At 71.4% G+C, this 15,793-nt stretch carries 17 protein-coding genes; 6 read left to right on the forward strand and 11 right to left on the reverse strand.

Annotated features, from left to right (window positions below):
- Positions 1–56: 56 nt before the first annotated feature.
- Genes FHX68_RS15445 through FHX68_RS03880 form a run of 5 tightly spaced genes read left to right on the forward strand, consistent with a single transcriptional unit; the run spans position 57 to position 2,807 of the window.
- On the forward strand, positions 57–221 hold the full coding sequence (locus FHX68_RS15445) for a hypothetical protein (RefSeq protein ID WP_211345043.1): 165 nt from the start codon (positions 57–59) through the stop codon (positions 219–221).
- A gap of 15 nt (positions 222–236) precedes the next feature.
- Positions 237–1,187, forward strand: a complete 951-nt coding sequence (locus tag FHX68_RS15450; RefSeq protein ID WP_211345044.1) for an amidohydrolase family protein — start codon at positions 237–239, stop codon at positions 1,185–1,187.
- The gene (locus FHX68_RS15455) at positions 1,187–1,609 is read left to right on the forward strand and encodes an amidohydrolase family protein (RefSeq protein ID WP_211345045.1); all 423 of its coding nucleotides are present in this window, start codon (positions 1,187–1,189) and stop codon (positions 1,607–1,609) included. The genes FHX68_RS15450 and FHX68_RS15455 overlap by 1 nt, the downstream gene beginning before the upstream one ends.
- The gene (locus tag FHX68_RS03875; protein WP_229661501.1) at positions 1,606–2,046 is read left to right on the forward strand and encodes a RidA family protein; all 441 of its coding nucleotides are present in this window, start codon (positions 1,606–1,608) and stop codon (positions 2,044–2,046) included. The genes FHX68_RS15455 and FHX68_RS03875 overlap by 4 nt, the downstream gene beginning before the upstream one ends.
- A gap of 2 nt (positions 2,047–2,048) precedes the next feature.
- A complete protein-coding gene (locus FHX68_RS03880) occupies positions 2,049–2,807 on the forward strand; it encodes a type III PLP-dependent enzyme domain-containing protein (protein ID WP_141379048.1) in 759 nt (252 codons plus the stop codon).
- 41 nt (positions 2,808–2,848) lie between these two features.
- On the opposite strand, the gene FHX68_RS03885 is transcribed toward FHX68_RS03880, so the two are convergent.
- From FHX68_RS03885 to FHX68_RS03905, 5 genes are read right to left on the reverse strand one after another with little or no spacing between them, the layout of a single operon-like run.
- Entirely contained in the window at positions 2,849–4,087 is a 1,239-nt protein-coding gene (locus tag FHX68_RS03885) for an MFS transporter (RefSeq protein WP_141379141.1), read from the reverse strand.
- The gene (locus tag FHX68_RS03890; RefSeq protein ID WP_141379046.1) at positions 4,087–4,857 is read right to left on the reverse strand and encodes a fumarylacetoacetate hydrolase family protein; all 771 of its coding nucleotides are present in this window, start codon (positions 4,855–4,857) and stop codon (positions 4,087–4,089) included. Before FHX68_RS03890 ends, FHX68_RS03885 begins: the two co-directional genes overlap by 1 nt.
- 1 nt (position 4,858) lies before the next feature.
- Positions 4,859–5,962 (reverse strand): branched-chain amino acid aminotransferase, encoded by a 1,104-nt coding sequence (locus tag FHX68_RS03895; RefSeq protein WP_141379044.1) that lies wholly within the window; start codon positions 5,960–5,962, stop codon positions 4,859–4,861.
- A gap of 51 nt (positions 5,963–6,013) precedes the next feature.
- Complete coding sequence (locus FHX68_RS03900) at positions 6,014–7,066, reverse strand: 3-isopropylmalate dehydrogenase (protein ID WP_141379042.1); 1,053 nt, start codon at positions 7,064–7,066, stop codon at positions 6,014–6,016.
- Between the two features lie 46 nt (positions 7,067–7,112).
- Positions 7,113–8,660 (reverse strand): MFS transporter, encoded by a 1,548-nt coding sequence (locus tag FHX68_RS03905; protein WP_229661496.1) that lies wholly within the window; start codon positions 8,658–8,660, stop codon positions 7,113–7,115.
- 112 nt (positions 8,661–8,772) lie between these two features.
- Between FHX68_RS03905 and FHX68_RS03910 the strand changes: the two genes are divergently transcribed.
- Positions 8,773–9,318, forward strand: a complete 546-nt coding sequence (locus FHX68_RS03910; protein ID WP_141379038.1) for a TetR/AcrR family transcriptional regulator — start codon at positions 8,773–8,775, stop codon at positions 9,316–9,318.
- Between the two features lie 28 nt (positions 9,319–9,346).
- Here FHX68_RS03910 and serA read toward each other — a convergent pair whose 3' ends face one another.
- From serA to FHX68_RS15460, 6 genes are all read right to left on the reverse strand, one after another.
- A complete protein-coding gene (gene serA / locus FHX68_RS03915) occupies positions 9,347–10,951 on the reverse strand; it encodes a phosphoglycerate dehydrogenase (RefSeq protein ID WP_141379036.1) in 1,605 nt (534 codons plus the stop codon).
- A gap of 125 nt (positions 10,952–11,076) precedes the next feature.
- On the reverse strand, positions 11,077–11,463 hold the full coding sequence (locus tag FHX68_RS03920) for a bacitracin resistance protein (protein ID WP_141379034.1): 387 nt from the start codon (positions 11,461–11,463) through the stop codon (positions 11,077–11,079).
- Positions 11,460–12,035, reverse strand: a complete 576-nt coding sequence (locus FHX68_RS03925; RefSeq protein WP_141379032.1) for a DNA polymerase III subunit gamma/tau — start codon at positions 12,033–12,035, stop codon at positions 11,460–11,462. The genes FHX68_RS03920 and FHX68_RS03925 overlap by 4 nt, the downstream gene beginning before the upstream one ends.
- A 373-nt stretch (positions 12,036–12,408) precedes the next feature.
- Entirely contained in the window at positions 12,409–13,434 is a 1,026-nt protein-coding gene (gene ilvC / locus FHX68_RS03935; RefSeq protein ID WP_141379030.1) for a ketol-acid reductoisomerase, read from the reverse strand.
- A gap of 33 nt (positions 13,435–13,467) precedes the next feature.
- The gene (gene ilvN / locus FHX68_RS03940; protein WP_141379028.1) at positions 13,468–13,977 is read right to left on the reverse strand and encodes an acetolactate synthase small subunit; all 510 of its coding nucleotides are present in this window, start codon (positions 13,975–13,977) and stop codon (positions 13,468–13,470) included.
- A gap of 3 nt (positions 13,978–13,980) precedes the next feature.
- On the reverse strand, positions 13,981–15,783 hold the full coding sequence (locus FHX68_RS15460; RefSeq protein ID WP_141379026.1) for an acetolactate synthase large subunit: 1,803 nt from the start codon (positions 15,781–15,783) through the stop codon (positions 13,981–13,983).
- Positions 15,784–15,793: the final 10 nt, after the last annotated feature.

Below are 15,793 nucleotides of genomic sequence, written 5' to 3' on the forward strand. Positions count from 1 at the left end.
CGGGGCGACGCGGTCCGGATCGATAGACTCGAGACACCCCGATCGACAGGATCCCCGTGAGTCCACACCGACTGCTCGTCCGTGGCGGCGAGGTCGTCGACGGCACCGGCACGCCGCCGCGCCGGGCCGACGTGCTCGTCGAGCACGGAGTGATCGCCGCGGTCGCGAGGTCAGCGCGCCGCGCGGTGCGCGGGTGCTCGACGCCACCGGCCGTCTCGTGATGCCGGGCCTCGTCGATGCGCACTCCCACGCTGACCGGCGCCGTCTTCCGGAGTGATGTGCAGCGCGCGCTCCTCCGCCAGGGCGTCACGACCGTCATCGCCGGGCAGGACGGCGTCTCCTACGCCCCCGGCGACGGCGTCTGGTCTTCGCGCTACTTCGCCGCCATCAACGGACCCCACCCGACCTTCGCGGGCGGCGCCGTCGCCGAGCTCCTCGCGACGTACGACGGCACCACTCCGCTCGGCGACGGCTACCTCGTCCCCGCGGGCACCGCGCGCCATGCCGTGATGGGCATGGATGCCTCGCCGCCGACCGTCACGCAGCTCCCGGAGATGACGGCGCTGGTCGCTGCCGGGCTCGCGGATGGCGCGCTGGGCCTGTCGACCGGGCTCGACTACGTGCCGGGGATCTTCGCCGACGCCCGCGAGATCGCCGCCCTGTGCACTCCGGTCGCCGCCGCCGACGGCGTGTACGTGACACACATGCGCGGCGGCTACGAGACGGCCGCAGCAGCGGGCCTCGAAGAGGTCTTCCAGATCGCCCGCGCGAGCCGTGTGCGCACCCATGTCTCGCACTATCACGTGGATGCCGCCGAAGGCATCCGTCTCATCGACGACCTCGCGGCGCTGGGCGTCGACGTGAGCTTCGATACACCCGCGGCTGCACGCTCGTCGCGATGGCGCTGCTCCCGCCGGAGTACAGCGCCCGCAGTGTGGACGACGCGGTCGCGCTGCTCGCCGACCCAGCCGAGCGGGCGCAGCTTCGCGCCGACTGGTTCCCCCTCGTCGCCGACAAGCCGAGCCTCGGGCCGGCGTGGCCGTCGATGGCCGTCATCGCGCACGCCCCGGCGACGCCGGAGGCCGCCGGGCTCTCCCTCGAGCAGGAGGCGGCACGGCGCGGCACCGACGTCATCGATGCCACCCTCGACCTGCTCGTGGCGAACCGGCTCGAAGTCAGCGCGGTGATGGCGGTGCGCGACGAGCGCTCCGTCGAGAACCTCGCCCGGCTGATCGGCCACCCGGCGTACACGGGCGGCTCCGACGGCATCTTCATCAGCGACGCGCCGCACCCCCGCGGCTGGGGCACGTTCGCCCGCCTGCTCGGCACGTACACGCGAGACGGCGGCGCCTTCGACTGGGCCGGCGCGGCGCGGCATCTGTCCGCCCTTCCCGCCGCGCGCTTCGGACTGCACGATCGCGGTGTGATCGCGCCGGGGCGCCGCGCCGACCTCGCGCTCGTCGACCCCGCGACGGTCGCCGACCGCGCCACCTACGGGGCCCCCACCGCCCTCGCCGTCGGCATCGACGATGTCGTCGTAGGCGGCGTCGCCGTGCTCACCGGCGCGACACCCGGCGCCGCCGCGCGGCCGACCGCCCGACCGTCCTGACCACTCCCACCCCTCACGAAGGAGACACACATGACCCGCACCGCCGTCACCATCCCGAACGCCCCCGTCCCCGCCAGGCCCTACAGCCACGGCGTCGTCGCGGGCGGTTCCTCTTCACCGCCGGTTTCGGCCCGCAGGACCCGGCCACCGGCGAGGTCGTCGCCGGCGGCGTCTACGAGCAGACGCAGCAGGTGCTCCGCAACATCCAGAAGGTGCTCGCCACGAGCGGCGCGACGATGGACGACGTCGTCAAGGTGACCGCCCACCTCGAACACCTCGACCGCGACTTCGCCGAGTACAACCGCGCCTACGCCGAGTTCTTCACCGCGCCCTACCCGGTGCGGACCACGGTCGGCTCGCGCCTCGCCGACATCCTCGTCGAGATCGACGTCGTCGCGCAGCTCCCCGCCGCTCCGGCCTCCCACGCCCAGGGCTGAGCATGACCTGGCAGCGGGTGCCCGCAGACCGCATGCTGCGCGCCGACGACAAGGCGCTCCCCGCCTGGGCGGCGGGCATGGATGCCACGGCGTTCGCCGGCGTCGCCGGGTACGAGGGAGCGGTCGCGCACGGCCGGTCGGGCGACGCGCTGCACGATGCGGGGGCGTTCGTCGCCGATCTCGTCGCCCTGCACGAGACGCTGCTCCCCCGGTACGACGATCCGGCCGCAGCGATCGTCACCGCGGGCGGCAGCGCCTTCCCCGATGTCGTCGCCGACGTGCTGGCCGAGGCGGCGGCGCGCCTCCCCGGCCGCTTCGTGATCCGCTCCGGCGCGTCGCTCATCCACGACGAGGGCTACTACCGGTCGGTGTCGCCCTTCGACGGCGCGGGCCTCCGGCCCGCGGCCCGCGCGATCGCACGAGTGGTCTCGACGCCCGAGCCGGGCCTCGCCCTGCTCGACGCCGGAAAGCGCGACGTGCCGTACGACCTCGACCTGCCGGTGCCGCTCGCCCGCCTCGACGCCGACGGCACGAGGCATCCGCTCGGCACGTCGACCACCGACGCGCGGATCGACGCGGTCAACGACCAGCACGCCTTCCTGCGCACCGACCCGGCCGTCCCCGTCGCCCTCGGTGACCGGGTGCTGCTCGGTCTGTCGCACCCGTGCACGATATTCGACAAGTGGCGGCTCCTCCCCGTGGTCGCAGATCTCGACGACGCCGACCCGCTGATCGTCGAGCTCATCGAGACCCGGTTCTGAACGCGCAGTGCTGACCCAGGGCCCGCCCGGTGCCGGCAGGGTCAACCGCGCCGGGCGTACGGGGCGAGCACCGTCACCGCGACGACGATGACGAGAGCGACGAGCGCGAGCCCGCCGTAGCCGATCCACGCGAGCACGAGCCCCGCCAGCACCGCTCCGACCGCCGCGCTGAAGGTCATGACGGTGTCGCTGATGCCCTGGCGCCGCGGGCGGAGCGCCGTGAGCGTGCTCTCGGTGAGCAATGCCGCGCCCGCGACGGTCGCGGCGCTCCATCCCGCCCCGAGCAGGAACAGCGCGACGACGACCGCGACCTGGGCGTCCGGTGCGACGGCCGCGAGCACGAGCGACGCGGCGAGCAGCGCCTGGCCGAGCATGATCGTCGCGATCCGTCCGACGCGGTCGGCGAGCACGCCGAAGACCGGCGAGAGCCCGTACATCCCGAAGACGTGCAGCGCGATCGTCGTGCCGACCACGAGCGTCACGTGATCGGGCGCGAGGTGCGCGAGGTGGATCGGCGTCATCGCCATGACGGAGGCCATGACCACGTGCGACCCTGCGACGGCGAAGATCGCGTAGCGCGCCGCGACGGGCCGGTCGGTCTCGACGATGTGCTCGCGGCGTGCCTCGCCGCTCTGCGCGAGCCGCTGCGCCGTGAGGAGCGGATCGGGCCGGAGCGCAGTGAGGTACAGCACGAACGCGGCGATCTGCGCGACGATCGAGAATGCGTACGAACCGGTCAGCGGCGGCATGCCGAGCAGCTCTCCGACGGCCTCACCGGGGGTGAGCAGGAGCGGCCCGGCGACGGCGCCGACCGTCGTCGCCCAGACCACCGTGCCGAGGTCGCGCCCGCGACGACCGGTGTCGGCGAGGTCGGTCGCGGCGAACCGCGACTGCAGATTGCCGGCGTTGCCCGCACCGATCAGGATGACCCCGACGATCAGCAGGGGGAACAGCCGCAGCGACGCGGCCGTGATGACCACCGCGATGCCGACGAGGGCGAACAGGTTGCCGAGCGTGAGCGCGACGCGCCGGCCGCGCCGGGCGGCGAGACGGGCGAGCGGGATCGCGCACAGTGACGCGCCGAGCGTGACGGAGGCCGTGGCGAGGCCCGACAGCGCATCCTGACCCGACAGGTCCGCCGCCAGCAGCGCGCCGAGCGACACCGTCGCACCGAACGCGATGCCGCCGAGCACCTGACCGGCGGCCAGCACGCGCACCGTGCGCCGCTGGACGCGGGCGATCTCGGCGGCTTCGCCGGTGACCGGCGAGGCCGCGGGCATCATCCGGCGTCGCGGACCGGGTTCCGGAGGACCCCGAGCCCCGTGATCTCCACTTCGACGGTGTCCCCGGCGACGAACGGTCCGACGCCCGCCGGCGTGCCGGCAAGGATCACGTCGCCGGGCAGCAGCGTGAACGCATGCGACGCGTACGAGATGCACTCGGCGACCGAGTGCACCATCTCGCCGAGCGTGCCGTCCTGGCGCACCTCGCCGTTGACGCGCGTGATGATCCGCACGTCGCCCGACGGCGTGAACTCGGTCTCGATCGCCGGACCCAGCGGGCAGAACGTATCGAAGCCCTTCGCCCGCGCCCACTGCCCGTCGGTCTTCTGCAGATCGCGGGCGGTCACGTCGTTGCCGATCGTGTAGCCGAAGATATAGTCCAAGGCATCCTCGGTCGACACGTTCTTCGCGACGCGTCCGATCACCGCGGCGAGCTCGCCCTCGTAATCGGTGCGCTTCGACTGCGGCGGGCGCACGATGGCGTCGCCCGGTCCGATGACCGACGTGTTGGGCTTCAGGAACATCATCGGCTCCGCCGGCACCTCGTTGCCGAGCTCGGCGGCGTGGTCGCGGTAGTTGCGGGCGATGCCGATGACCTTCGAGCGCGGGATGACGGGGGCGAGCAGCGCCGCCTCGCCGAGCGGCACCCGCTCCCCCGTCGTCTCGAAGCCGGCGAACAGCGGATCGCCGGCGAGCACCACGAGGTCGGTGCCGTCGACGATCCCGAACCGGATCGCGTCCTGGTGGGCGAAGCGGGCGATGCGCATCTCAGCCGTCCAGCCGCACGAGCCAGCCGTGCGTGTCTTCACGGCGGCCGTACTGGATGTCGGTGAGCTCCTCGCGCAGCGACAGGGCGAGCTCGCCGAGAGGCTGCTCGTCGATGAAGTCCGCGCCCTTCAGCACGCCGATCGGCGCGACGACCGCGGCGGTGCCGCACGCGAACACCTCGACGATGTCACCGGATGCCACACCCTGGCGCCACTCGTCGATCGAGACCGCGCGACCCTCGACCTTGTGCCCGCGATCGGCGGCGAGCTGCAGGATCGAGTCGCGCGTGATGCCCTCGAGGATCGACTCGGACTGCGGGGTGACGATCGTGCCGTCCTTATAGACGAACACGACGTTCATGCCGCCGAGCTCCTCGACGTTGCGGTCCTGGTCGAGGAAGACGACCTGATCGCAGCCCTGCTCGTACGCCTCGGCCTGCGGCAGGAGGCTCGCGGCGTAGTTGCCGCCGGTCTTCGCCGCACCCGTGCCGCCCTTGCCGGCGCGCGCGTAGTCCTCGCTGAGCCAGATCGAGACCGGCTTCGCGCCGCCCTTGAAGTAGCCGCCGACCGGCGAGGCGATGACGTAGTAGCCGACCTTGTTCGCGGGGCGGACGCCGAGGAAGGCCTCCTTCGCGATCATGAACGGCCGCAGGTACAGGCTCTGGTCGGCCCCCGACGGCACCCACGCGCCGTCGACGGCGATGAGTTCGCGCAGCGACTGGATGAAGTACTCGACCGGAAGCTCCGGCAGCGCCAGGCGCCGGGCGCTGCGCTGCAGGCGCTTGCCGTTCTGGTCGGGTCGGAAGGTGTGGATCGAGCCGTCAGCGTGGCGGTACGCCTTGATGCCCTCGAAGATCTCCTGGCCGTAGTGCAGCACCGCGGCGGCCGGGTCGAGCGAGAGGGGGCCGTACGGCTGCACGCGCGGACGGTGCCAGCCGCCGCGCACCGACCAGCACACGTCGATCATGTGGTCGGTGAACGCCGTGCCGAACTGCGGGTCGGCGAGCAGCTCGGCGCGCTCGGCGTCGTTCTTGGCATTGAGGTTCTTGGAGACGGAGAACTCGAGCGGGGCGAGCCCGGCGTCGGGGTCGTAGGTGAGGGTCATGGTCATCCCTGGTTTCAGTGCGGTCTCGGGTGTCGTATCCCGGTTCTGAGGCTACGCCTGCAGCGCCCGGGCGATGGCGTCGCCGACCTCGGCGGTGGTGCGCGGGGTCGTGCCCCGCTTCGCGATGTCGCTCTCGGCGGCGCGGGTGACGCGCGCGGACTCGGCCCCGAGCCCGAGGTGATCGAGCAGAAGGGCGACGGAGAGGATCGCGGCCGTGGGGTCGGCCTGCTGGGTGCCCGCGATGTCCGGCGCCGAGCCGTGCACGGGCTCGAACATCGAGGGGAACGTACCGTCGGGGTTGATGTTCCCCGATGCGGCAAGGCCGATGCCTCCGGTGACGGCGCCGGCCAGGTCGGTGAGGATGTCGCCGAAGAGGTTGTCGGTGACGATCACGTCGAAGCGACCCGGGTTCGTGACCAGATGGATGGTGGCGGCATCGACGTGGGCATAGTCTACGGCGACAGCGGGGTGTTCGAGTGCCACGGCATCCACGATCCGCTTCCACATGCCGCCCGCGTTGACGAGCACGTTCGTCTTGTGCACGAGGGTCAGCCTGTTCCGGCGCCGCTCGGCGAGGGCGAACGCGTAGCGCACGACCCGCTCCACGCCGTACGCCGTGTTGACGGAGGTCTCGTTCGCCACCTCGTGCACCGTGCCGGTGCGGATCGATCCGCCGTTGCCGACGTACGGCCCTTCGGTGCCTTCCCGGACCACGACGAAGTCGATCTCGCCCGGGTCGGCGAGCGGGCCGGGAACGCCCGCGTAGAGCTTCGCGGGCCGCAGGTTGACGTAGTGGTCGAGCGCGAAGCGCAGCTTCAGCAGCAGGCCACGCTCGATGTTCGCGTCCTTCAGGCGCGGGTCACCGGGGACTCCCCCGACGGCGCCGAGGAGGATCGCGTCGGTGCCGGCGATCGCCGTGAGGCCGTCGTCCGAGAGCGTGTCGCCGGTCTCGAGGTAGCGCGCGGCGCCGAGCGAGAACCGGATCTTCTCGATCTCGACGTCGGAACTCGCGGTCGCGGCATCCAGCACCTTCTCCGCCTCGGCGATGACCTCGGGGCCGATGCCGTCACCAGGGATGACGGCCAACCTGATGACGCGCGACATGGATCTCCTGCGGGTAGAGCGGGGACCGCGCCGCCGGCGCTGGCGGTCAGTGCTCGACGTGCGCGGTGCGGGACCCCTTCAGCGTAGTGGCCGCGATGACGGCGGCGATCGTCACGAGCACGGCGCCGATGAGGGCGGTGGTCGTCACGCCCGCGTCGAACGCGTGCGCCGCGGCGAGGCGCAGGGCGTCGCCGGTCGCGGCGTCGAGGGTCTCGGCGACGCGCATCGCGCCGGCGAGCGTCTCCCGCGCGGCATCGGCGGCGGCGCCCGTGACCCCGGCGGGCAGCACGATCCCGGCGCGGTAGGCGGCGGTGAGGATGCCTCCGAGGATGGCGGTGCCGAGCACGGCGCCGACCTCGTAGGCGGTCTCCGACACGGCGCTGGCGGCGCCCGCCTTCTCCGGCGGGGCGCTGGAGAGGATGAGGTCGTTGGAGACCGTCTCGGCCGCGCCGATACCGATGCCGAGGAGGGTGAACGCGGCGATGAGGAGAGCGAGCGCGCCGTCCCCGACGGCGCCGGGGACCAGCAGGTACGCCACGACCGAGAACGACAGCGCGACCGGCACTACGATGCGCGGCGACACGCGGCGTGCGATCGGCACGACCACGAGGCCCGCGATGATCATGGCGAGCATGCCGGGCACGAGCGCGAAGCCCGCCTCCATGGGCGAGAGGCCGACGATCAGCTGCAGGTGCTGCGCGACGAAGTAGAGGAATCCGACGAGCGAGAGCACGCTCAGGAGGTTCACGAGCAGCGCACCGCTGAACGTGCCGCGCGAGAACAGCCGCATGTCGAGCATCGGGGTGCGCGCGGCGAGCTGACGGCGAACGAAGAGCACGCCGAACCCGATGCCCGCGACCGCGAGCACGACCGGCAGCGGGCCGAAGCCGTGCACCGCGACCTCCTTGATCGCAGAGACGATCGGCACCATCGTCAGCATCGACAGCGCGATGCTGAGCGGGTCGATGGGTCCCGGGTGCGGGTCGCGGCTCTCGGGCACCAGCAGCGGCGCGAAGACGAGGAGGGGCAGCAGCACCGGCACCGACATGAGGAAGACCGATCCCCAGGAGAAGTGCTCGAGCAGGAAGCCGCCCACGATCGGGCCGAGCGCGGCGCCGGCGGAGAACATCGTCGCCCAGACGGCGATCGCGAGGCGGCGCTGGTCGCGGTCGGTGAAGATCGAGCGCAGCAGCGACAGCGTCGAGGGCATGAGCATCGCGCCGAACACGCCCATCCCGGCGCGGGCGGCGATGAGCCAGGCGGCCGAGGGCGCGAAGGCGGCGAGCACCGACACGGCGGAGAACCCGGTTGCGCCGATCAGCAGCATCCGTCGCCGTCCGAACCGGTCGCCGAGGGTGCCCATCGTGACGAGGAGGCCCGCGAGCACGAGCGGATAGGCGTCGATGATCCACAGCTGCTGAGCGCTGGAGGGGCCGAGCGCGAGTGCGATGTCAGGCAGGGCGAAGCTCAGCACCGTGTTGTCGACCGAGACGAGCAGCACGGGCAGCATGAGCACCGCCAGCGCGGCCCAGCCGCGCCAGCCCACACGCTTCCCGCGCGCGTCTGCCAGGGTGATCTCTTCGGTCAACGTCACTTCCGTGCTCCATCGTGTTCCGTGTTTTGTCGTGCTGCGGACGGCGGCTTTTCTATACCGTCCAGCCGGTATAGTATCAGAGCAGGGACCCCACAGGGAAGGATCGACGACCATGGCACGACCGCCGCGCGCCCGGGAGAGCGTGCTCGACGCGTTCGAGCAGCTGCTCGTCGACGAGGGCGAACGCGCCGCGACGATGGATGCCACGGCGCGCACCGCCGGCGTCTCCAAGGGCGGACTGCTGTACCACTTCGCGTCCAAGGATGCGCTCGAGCAGGGGCTCCTCGAGCGCCTCGACACGCTCGTCGACGACGACCTCGATGCGATGGCATCCTCCCCCGACGGCCCCGTCGCGTTCTTCCTGCGCACCTCGGTGATGGACGACGATCCCCTCGATCGCGCCCTGATCGCGACCGCGCGGCTCGCGCAGGGCGGGCACCCCGGCGCCGCCGAGGCGCTCCGCTCCGTGCGGGGCCGCTGGGCGGAGGCCCTCCGCCCGCACGTGCGCGACGAGGCCTCCCTCGCGCTCGTGCTCCTCCTCAGCGACGGGCTGTACTACAACAACGCCCTGTCCGGGCAGACGGCGGTCGCCGGCCCCGTCCCCCGCGGTACCGCCCTCGATGCGCTGGTCGCCCTCGTCGAGGCATCCGTCCGCTGACCCGCCCGCGCGCGCCGCGCGGCCCGGGTCAGGCCTCGGTGATCTCGATCTGGCGGAAGAGGTCGGCGCCGACGGCAGCGCGCATCGACTCGAGGATCTCCTCGGGCACGGGCTGGTCGACCGTGAGCACCGACAGGGCGCGGCCCGACGCATCCGGCTGCGCGACGAAGAGCCCGGCGATGTTGATGCCGGCCTCCCCGAGCTTCTGCCCGTAGATCGCGACGATGCCCGGGCGGTCGGCGTAGCGCATGACGACGTGGTGCTGCTCGATCGGCACCTCGATCTCGTAGCCGTTGATCCCGACGATCTTCGGTACCATCCGCGTCCCCGCGAGAGTGCCCGCGACGGTCAGCACCGACCCGTCGGAGAGCGTGCCCCGCAGGATCGTGATGTTGCGGTACAGCGGGCTGTCGGCCTCGACGATCATGCGCGTCTCGATCCCCCGCTGCTCGGCGAACAGCGGCGCGTTGACGTACGAGACGTTCTCGCTGACGATCTTCGACAGGATGCCCTTGAGTGCGGCCAGTCGGTACACGCTCACGTCGTAGGCGGCGAGCTCGCCGCGCACCTCGATGTCGAGGCTCGTGAGCGCGCTCGCGGCGAGCCCCGAGAAGACCTGCCCGAGCTGCTCGACGAGCGCGATACCGGGGCGGACGAACGGGTCGATGACCCCGCCGGCGACGTTGACGGCGTCGGGCACGAGGTCGCCCTCGAGGGCGAGCTTGACCGAGCGCGCGACGGAGATGCCCGCCTTCTCCTGGGCCTCATCGGTGGATGCCCCGAGGTGCGGCGTCACGACGACGTTCGGCAGCGACAGCAGCGGGAACGCGGTGCCGTCCTCCTTCGGCGGCTCCGACGTGAAGACGTCGAGGCCGGCGCCGGCGATCTCGCCCGTCGTGAGAGCGGTGTAGAGCGCCTGCTCGTCGATGAGGCCGCCGCGGGCGACGTTGACGACGTAGGCGGTCGGCTTCATCAGCGCGAACTGCTCGGCGCCGATCATCCCGGTCGTCTCGGGGGTCTTGGGCATGTGGATCGTGACGAAGTCGCTCTGGGCGAGCAGCTCGTCGAGGTCGAGCAGCGTGACCCCCAGCTGCTGCGCCCGCGCGGGAGTCACGTACGGGTCGTAGGCGACGACGGTGACCCCGAAGCCCTGCAGGCGCGCGGTGATCAGCGCGCCGATGCGGCCGAGGCCGATGATGCCGACGGTCTTCTCGAAGAGCTCCGTGCCGGTGAACGAGCTGCGCTTCCACGCGCCGGCGGACAGCGACGCGTGCGCGGCGGGGATATGCCGGGCGAGGCTCAGGATGTGGCCGACGGTGAGCTCCGCGGCCGAGATGATGTTCGAGGTCGGGGCGTTGACGACCATGACGCCCGCCTCGGTCGCCGCCTTGATGTCGACGTTGTCGAGACCGACGCCGGCGCGCGCGACGACCTTGAGGCGGGATGCCGCGGCGATGGCCTCGGCATCCACTTTCGTCGCCGAGCGCACGAGGATCGCGTCGGCGTCGGAGATCGCGGAGAGGAGCGCGCGACGGTCGGTGCCGTCGACGGTGCGGATCTCGAAGTCGGGACCGAGCGCGTCGATCGTGGCGGGAGAGAGTTCTTCGGCGAGGAGGACGACAGGTTTGGACACGGCGGCAGACCTTCGGTGCTTCGCGCGGATGCGCACGGGTGGGACCGCTCGCCGCACGCCATCGGGGGCGAGACACGCCCAGCCTAGCGGCCCCGGTGAGGGCCGGATGACCGTGTGAAGGGCCCTCAGCCGAGCATCGAGGCGCCGTTCGTGGCGCTGTAGGCGATCACGTCGAGCCAGAAGACGGCGACCACGCCGAGCCCGGCGAGGAGCACCAGAGCGAACTCCCACCCCACGCGGCGCCAGCCGATCGCGAAGGCGATGCCGAAGGCGATGAGGGGAAAGACCACGGCGAACAGCAGCAGGAACCAGCCGTAGCCGTTCAGCGGCAGCGTGCCGGAGGCGAGGGTGATGAGGAAGTCGACGGCGTTCCAGACGAAGTAGGCGTAGAACAGCCCGAAGATCACCGAGATCGTGACTATCGCCCACGTCGGCATGATGCGGGGCTTCGGCGTCTTCGCAGCCTCGCGGTGCGCCTCGGTCGCGGCCGACTTCGCTGCGCGCGCGTTCATCGCGCCACCGTCCCCACCGCGCCGACCATGATGAACGGCCACGGCACGAGCACGACGAGGCCCGCGATGAGCCACACGATCCGCACCCAGCTCTTCGACGCCCGGGTGAGCCCGTAGGCGGTCACGAACCAGAGCGCCGGGGCGGCGACGGCGAGCCACAGCGCGACCTGGTAGCCGATCGGGCTCACCAGGAAGTGCGCGGTGCCCTGCAGGCGCAGGCCGCCGATGATCCAGCCGATCGTGAAGAGCAGGTAGACGCCGGCGAGGATGCCGAGGGTGATGAGCATCGGGCTCGACATCGGCGCGGTGTCACCGGGCATGACGACGGTGCCGTCCTTCTCGATGTGTCCGACCTTCGCGCTGTCCTTGCCGACCGCCTGGAAGCCGTCCGGCAGTGCGAGCGGCTGCGCCGGGTCGTCGGCCTCCGCCGCCGGGTCGTCCGCGGCCGCCGGGTCGACGGCGCGATTCGAGCCGGCGCCGGCCTCGCGGGCCGCGGCGCGCGTGCCGACGTCGAGCGTCGGGTCGTCGTCACCGTCCCAGCGGAGGGCGTCTTCGTCGCGTCCCGTGTTCACGTGGTTCAGCGTAGCGGCCGATCAGCCCCGCGTCGCGGTCACCGCCGCGACGACGAGCGCCGGGTCGGTGATGTCGTGCCCGGCGGTGCCGCCGCCAGGGCCCGCCGGCGCGTCGAGGCCCGCCTGCCCGCGGCCTCCCCGGCGGGCGTCAGCGCGCCGATCACCACACCCCCGGCCCCGGCGCGGACGGCCGCCTCGATGTCGGCGGCGACGAGCAACGGCGGAGGGCGGCCCCCACGGCAACGCCGACGGCCCGGCCCCCTTGTGGGAGGGCCGGGCCGTGTGACGATCATCTCGAGAGGGCGCGGACGCCCGTCGATGAGCGACAGACTCGGCGGGTGAGCCGAGGGTCAAGGGGATCCGGTGCCGAGGATCAGCGCGCGGCGGAGCCTTCGGTGTAGCCCTCGTCCTGCTGCTTCCAGGCGAAGAGGGCGCGCAGCTCCTTGCCGACCTGCTCGATCGGGTGCCCGGCGGCCTTCTCGCGCAGGGCGAGGAACTCGGGCGCACCGGCATCCTGATCGGCGATGAACCGCTCGGCGAACGCTCCCGACTGGATGTCGGCGAGCACGCCCTGCATGTTCTCCTTGACGTGCTCGTCGATCACGCGCGGGCCCGACACGTAGTCGCCGTACTCGGCGGTGTCGGAGACCGACCAGCGCTGCTTGGCGATGCCGCCCTCCCACATGAGGTCGACGATGAGCTTCAGCTCGTGCAGCACCTCGAAGTAGGCGATCTGCGGCTGGTAGCCCGCCTCGGTCAGGGTCTCGAAGCCGTACTGCACGAGCTGCGACACGCCGCCGCAGAGCACCGCCTGCTCGCCGAACAGGTCGGTCTCGGTCTCCTCGGTGAAGGTCGTCTTGATAACGCCGGCACGGGTGCCGCCGATCGCCTTCGCGTAGGCGAGCGCGGTCTCCCAGGCGTGGCCCGAGGCATCCTTCTCCACCGCGATGATGTCGGGGATGCCACGGCCGGCGACGAACTCGCGACGCACCGTGTGGCCCGGGGCCTTCGGCGCGACGAGGATGACGTCGACGCCCTCGGGCGCGTCGATGTAGCCGAAGCGGATGTTGAAGCCGTGCGCGAAGGCGAGCGTCTTGCCGGGCGTGAGGTTCGGCTTGATCTCGTCGTTGTAGATGCCGCGCTGATGCTGGTCGGGCGCGAGGATCATGATGAGGTCGGCCCACGCGGTGGCGTCGGCGACCGAGAGCACCTCGAACCCGTCCTCCTGGGCCTTCGGAGCCGACTTCGAGCCCTCCTTCAGGGCGATGACGACCTCGACGCCCGAGTCGCGAAGGTTCTGCGCGTGGGCGTGGCCCTGCGAGCCGTAGCCGACGATCGCGACCTTCTTTCCCTGGATGACGGACAGGTCGGCGTCGGAGTCGTAGAAGATCTCAGCCATGGTGTGTGTTTCTCCTTGGTGTTGGTGCGAAAGTCAGCTGCGGAGGACCCGCTCGGTGATGGACTTGCCGCCACGGCCGATGGCGACCATGCCGGATTGCGCGAGCTCCTTGATACCGAAGGGCTCGAGGGCGCGCAGGAGCGCATCGACCTTGCCGCGGTCGCCGGTCACCTCGATGACGAGGGCGTCGGTGGCGTAGTCGACGATCGAGGCGCGGAAGAGGTTCACGACCTCGATCACGTTCGATCGGGTCTGGTTGTCGGCGCGCACCTTGATGAGCATGTGCTCGCGCTGGACGGATGCCGACTGCTCGAGCTCCACGATCTTGATGACGTTCACGAGCTTGTTCAGCTGCTTGGTCACCTGCTCGAGCGGCAGACCCTCGACGTCGACGACGACCGTGATGCGGGACAGGCCCGGCACCTCGGTGACGCCCACGGCGAGCGAATCGATGTTGAACCCGCGGCGGGCGAAGAGCCCCGCGACGCGCGTCAGCAGGCCCGGCTTGTCTTCGACAAGGAGGCTCAGCACGTGCTTGGTCATCGGTCACGCCTCCTGATCGAACGTCGGCGCGTGGTCGCGCGCGTACTGGACGTAGCTGTTGCTGACGCCCTGCGGCACCATCGGCCACACCATCGCGTCGGCCGACACGACGAAGTCGATGACGACGGGCCGGTCGTTGGTCGCGAGGGCGGTCTGGATCGCGGCATCCACGTCCTCCTCCTTCTCGACGCGCATCGCGAGGCATCCGTAAGCCTCGGCGAGCTTCACGAAGTCGGGCACCCGCACGGTGTCGTGACCGGTGTTGAGGTCGGTGTTCGAGAAGCGACCGTCGTAGAACAGCGCCTGCCACTGCCGGACCATGCCGAGCGAGGAGTTGTTGATGATCGCGACCTTGATCGGGATGTTGTTGATGACGCAGGTCGCGAGCTCCTGGTTGGTCATCTGGAAGCAGCCGTCGCCGTCGATCGCCCACACGGTGCGCTCGGGCTCGGCGACCTTCGCGCCCATCGCGGCGGGCACCGAGTAGCCCATCGTGCCGGCGCCGCCGGAGTTGAGCCACGCGTTCGGGCGCTCGTACTTGATGAACTGCGCCGCCCACATCTGATGCTGACCGACGCCCGCGGCGTAGACGCCCTCGGGCCCGGTGAGCTCGCCGATGCGCGAGATCACGTACTGCGGCGACATGAGACCGTCGGTGGGCTGCGTGTACCCGAGCGGGAACTCGTCGCGCAGGCCGTCGAGGTACGACCACCACTCGGCGGTGTCGGGCTCGGCGCCCTCCGCCGCGCCGCGGTAGGCGGCCTCGAGGTCGACGAGCACCTCCTTCAGGTCGCCGACGATCGGGACGTCGGCGGTGCGGATCTTGGAGATCTCCGCCGGGTCGATGTCGACGTGCACGACCTGCGCGTTCGGGGCGAACAGCGCCGCCTTGCCGGTCACGCGGTCGTCGAAGCGCGCGCCGAGGGCCACGAGCAGATCGGCCTCCTGCAGCGCGAGCACCGCCGGCACCGTGCCGTGCATGCCGGGCATACCGAGGTGCTGCGGGTGCGAGTCGGGGAACGCGCCGCGGGCCATCAGCGTCGTGACGACGGGAGCGCCGGTCGTCTCGGCGAGGGTGAGCAGCTCGTCCGCGGCGCCCGCGCGCACGACGCCGCCGCCGACGTAGAGCACCGGCTTCTTCGCCGACTGCAGCAGCTGCGCCGCCGCCTGGATCTGCTTGCCATGCGCCTTCGTGACCGGGCGGTAGCCGGGCAGGTCATAGCGCGGCGGCCAGACGAAGGGCACCTCGGCCTGCTGCGCGTCCTTCGTGATGTCCACGAGCACGGGGCCGGGGCGGCCGGTCGAGGCGATCTCGTAGGCCGCGGCGATCGCGCCGGGGATCTCCGAGGCATCCTTCACGAGGAAGGAGTGCTTCGTGATCGGCATGGTGATGCCGACGATGTCGGCCTCCTGGAAGGCGTCCGTGCCCATCAGCGTCGAGAAGACCTGGCCGGTGATGGCGAGGAGGGGCACGGAGTCCATGTAGGCGTCGGCGATCGCCGTCACCAGGTTCGTGGCGCCCGGTCCGGAGGTCGCGATCGCGACGCCGACCTTGCCGGATGCCGAGGCGTAACCCTCGGCGGCGTGACCGGCGCCCTGCTCGTGGCGGACGAGGATGTGGCGGAGCGCCGTCGAGTCCATGAGCGGGTCGTAGACCGGGAGGATCGCGCCGCCGGGCAGGCCGAACACGTCGGTGACCCCCAGCAATTCGAGCGAACGGACGACGGCCGCGGCTCCGGAGAGCACCGGAGCGGAGGCAGCGCGGGCGGGCGGCCGGGGAACGGCCGCAGCAGTGTCGACAGACATGAAGGAGACC

This window comes from Microbacterium lacticum, from assembly GCF_006716815.1.
GTDB classification, from domain to species: domain Bacteria; phylum Actinomycetota; class Actinomycetes; order Actinomycetales; family Microbacteriaceae; genus Microbacterium; species Microbacterium lacticum.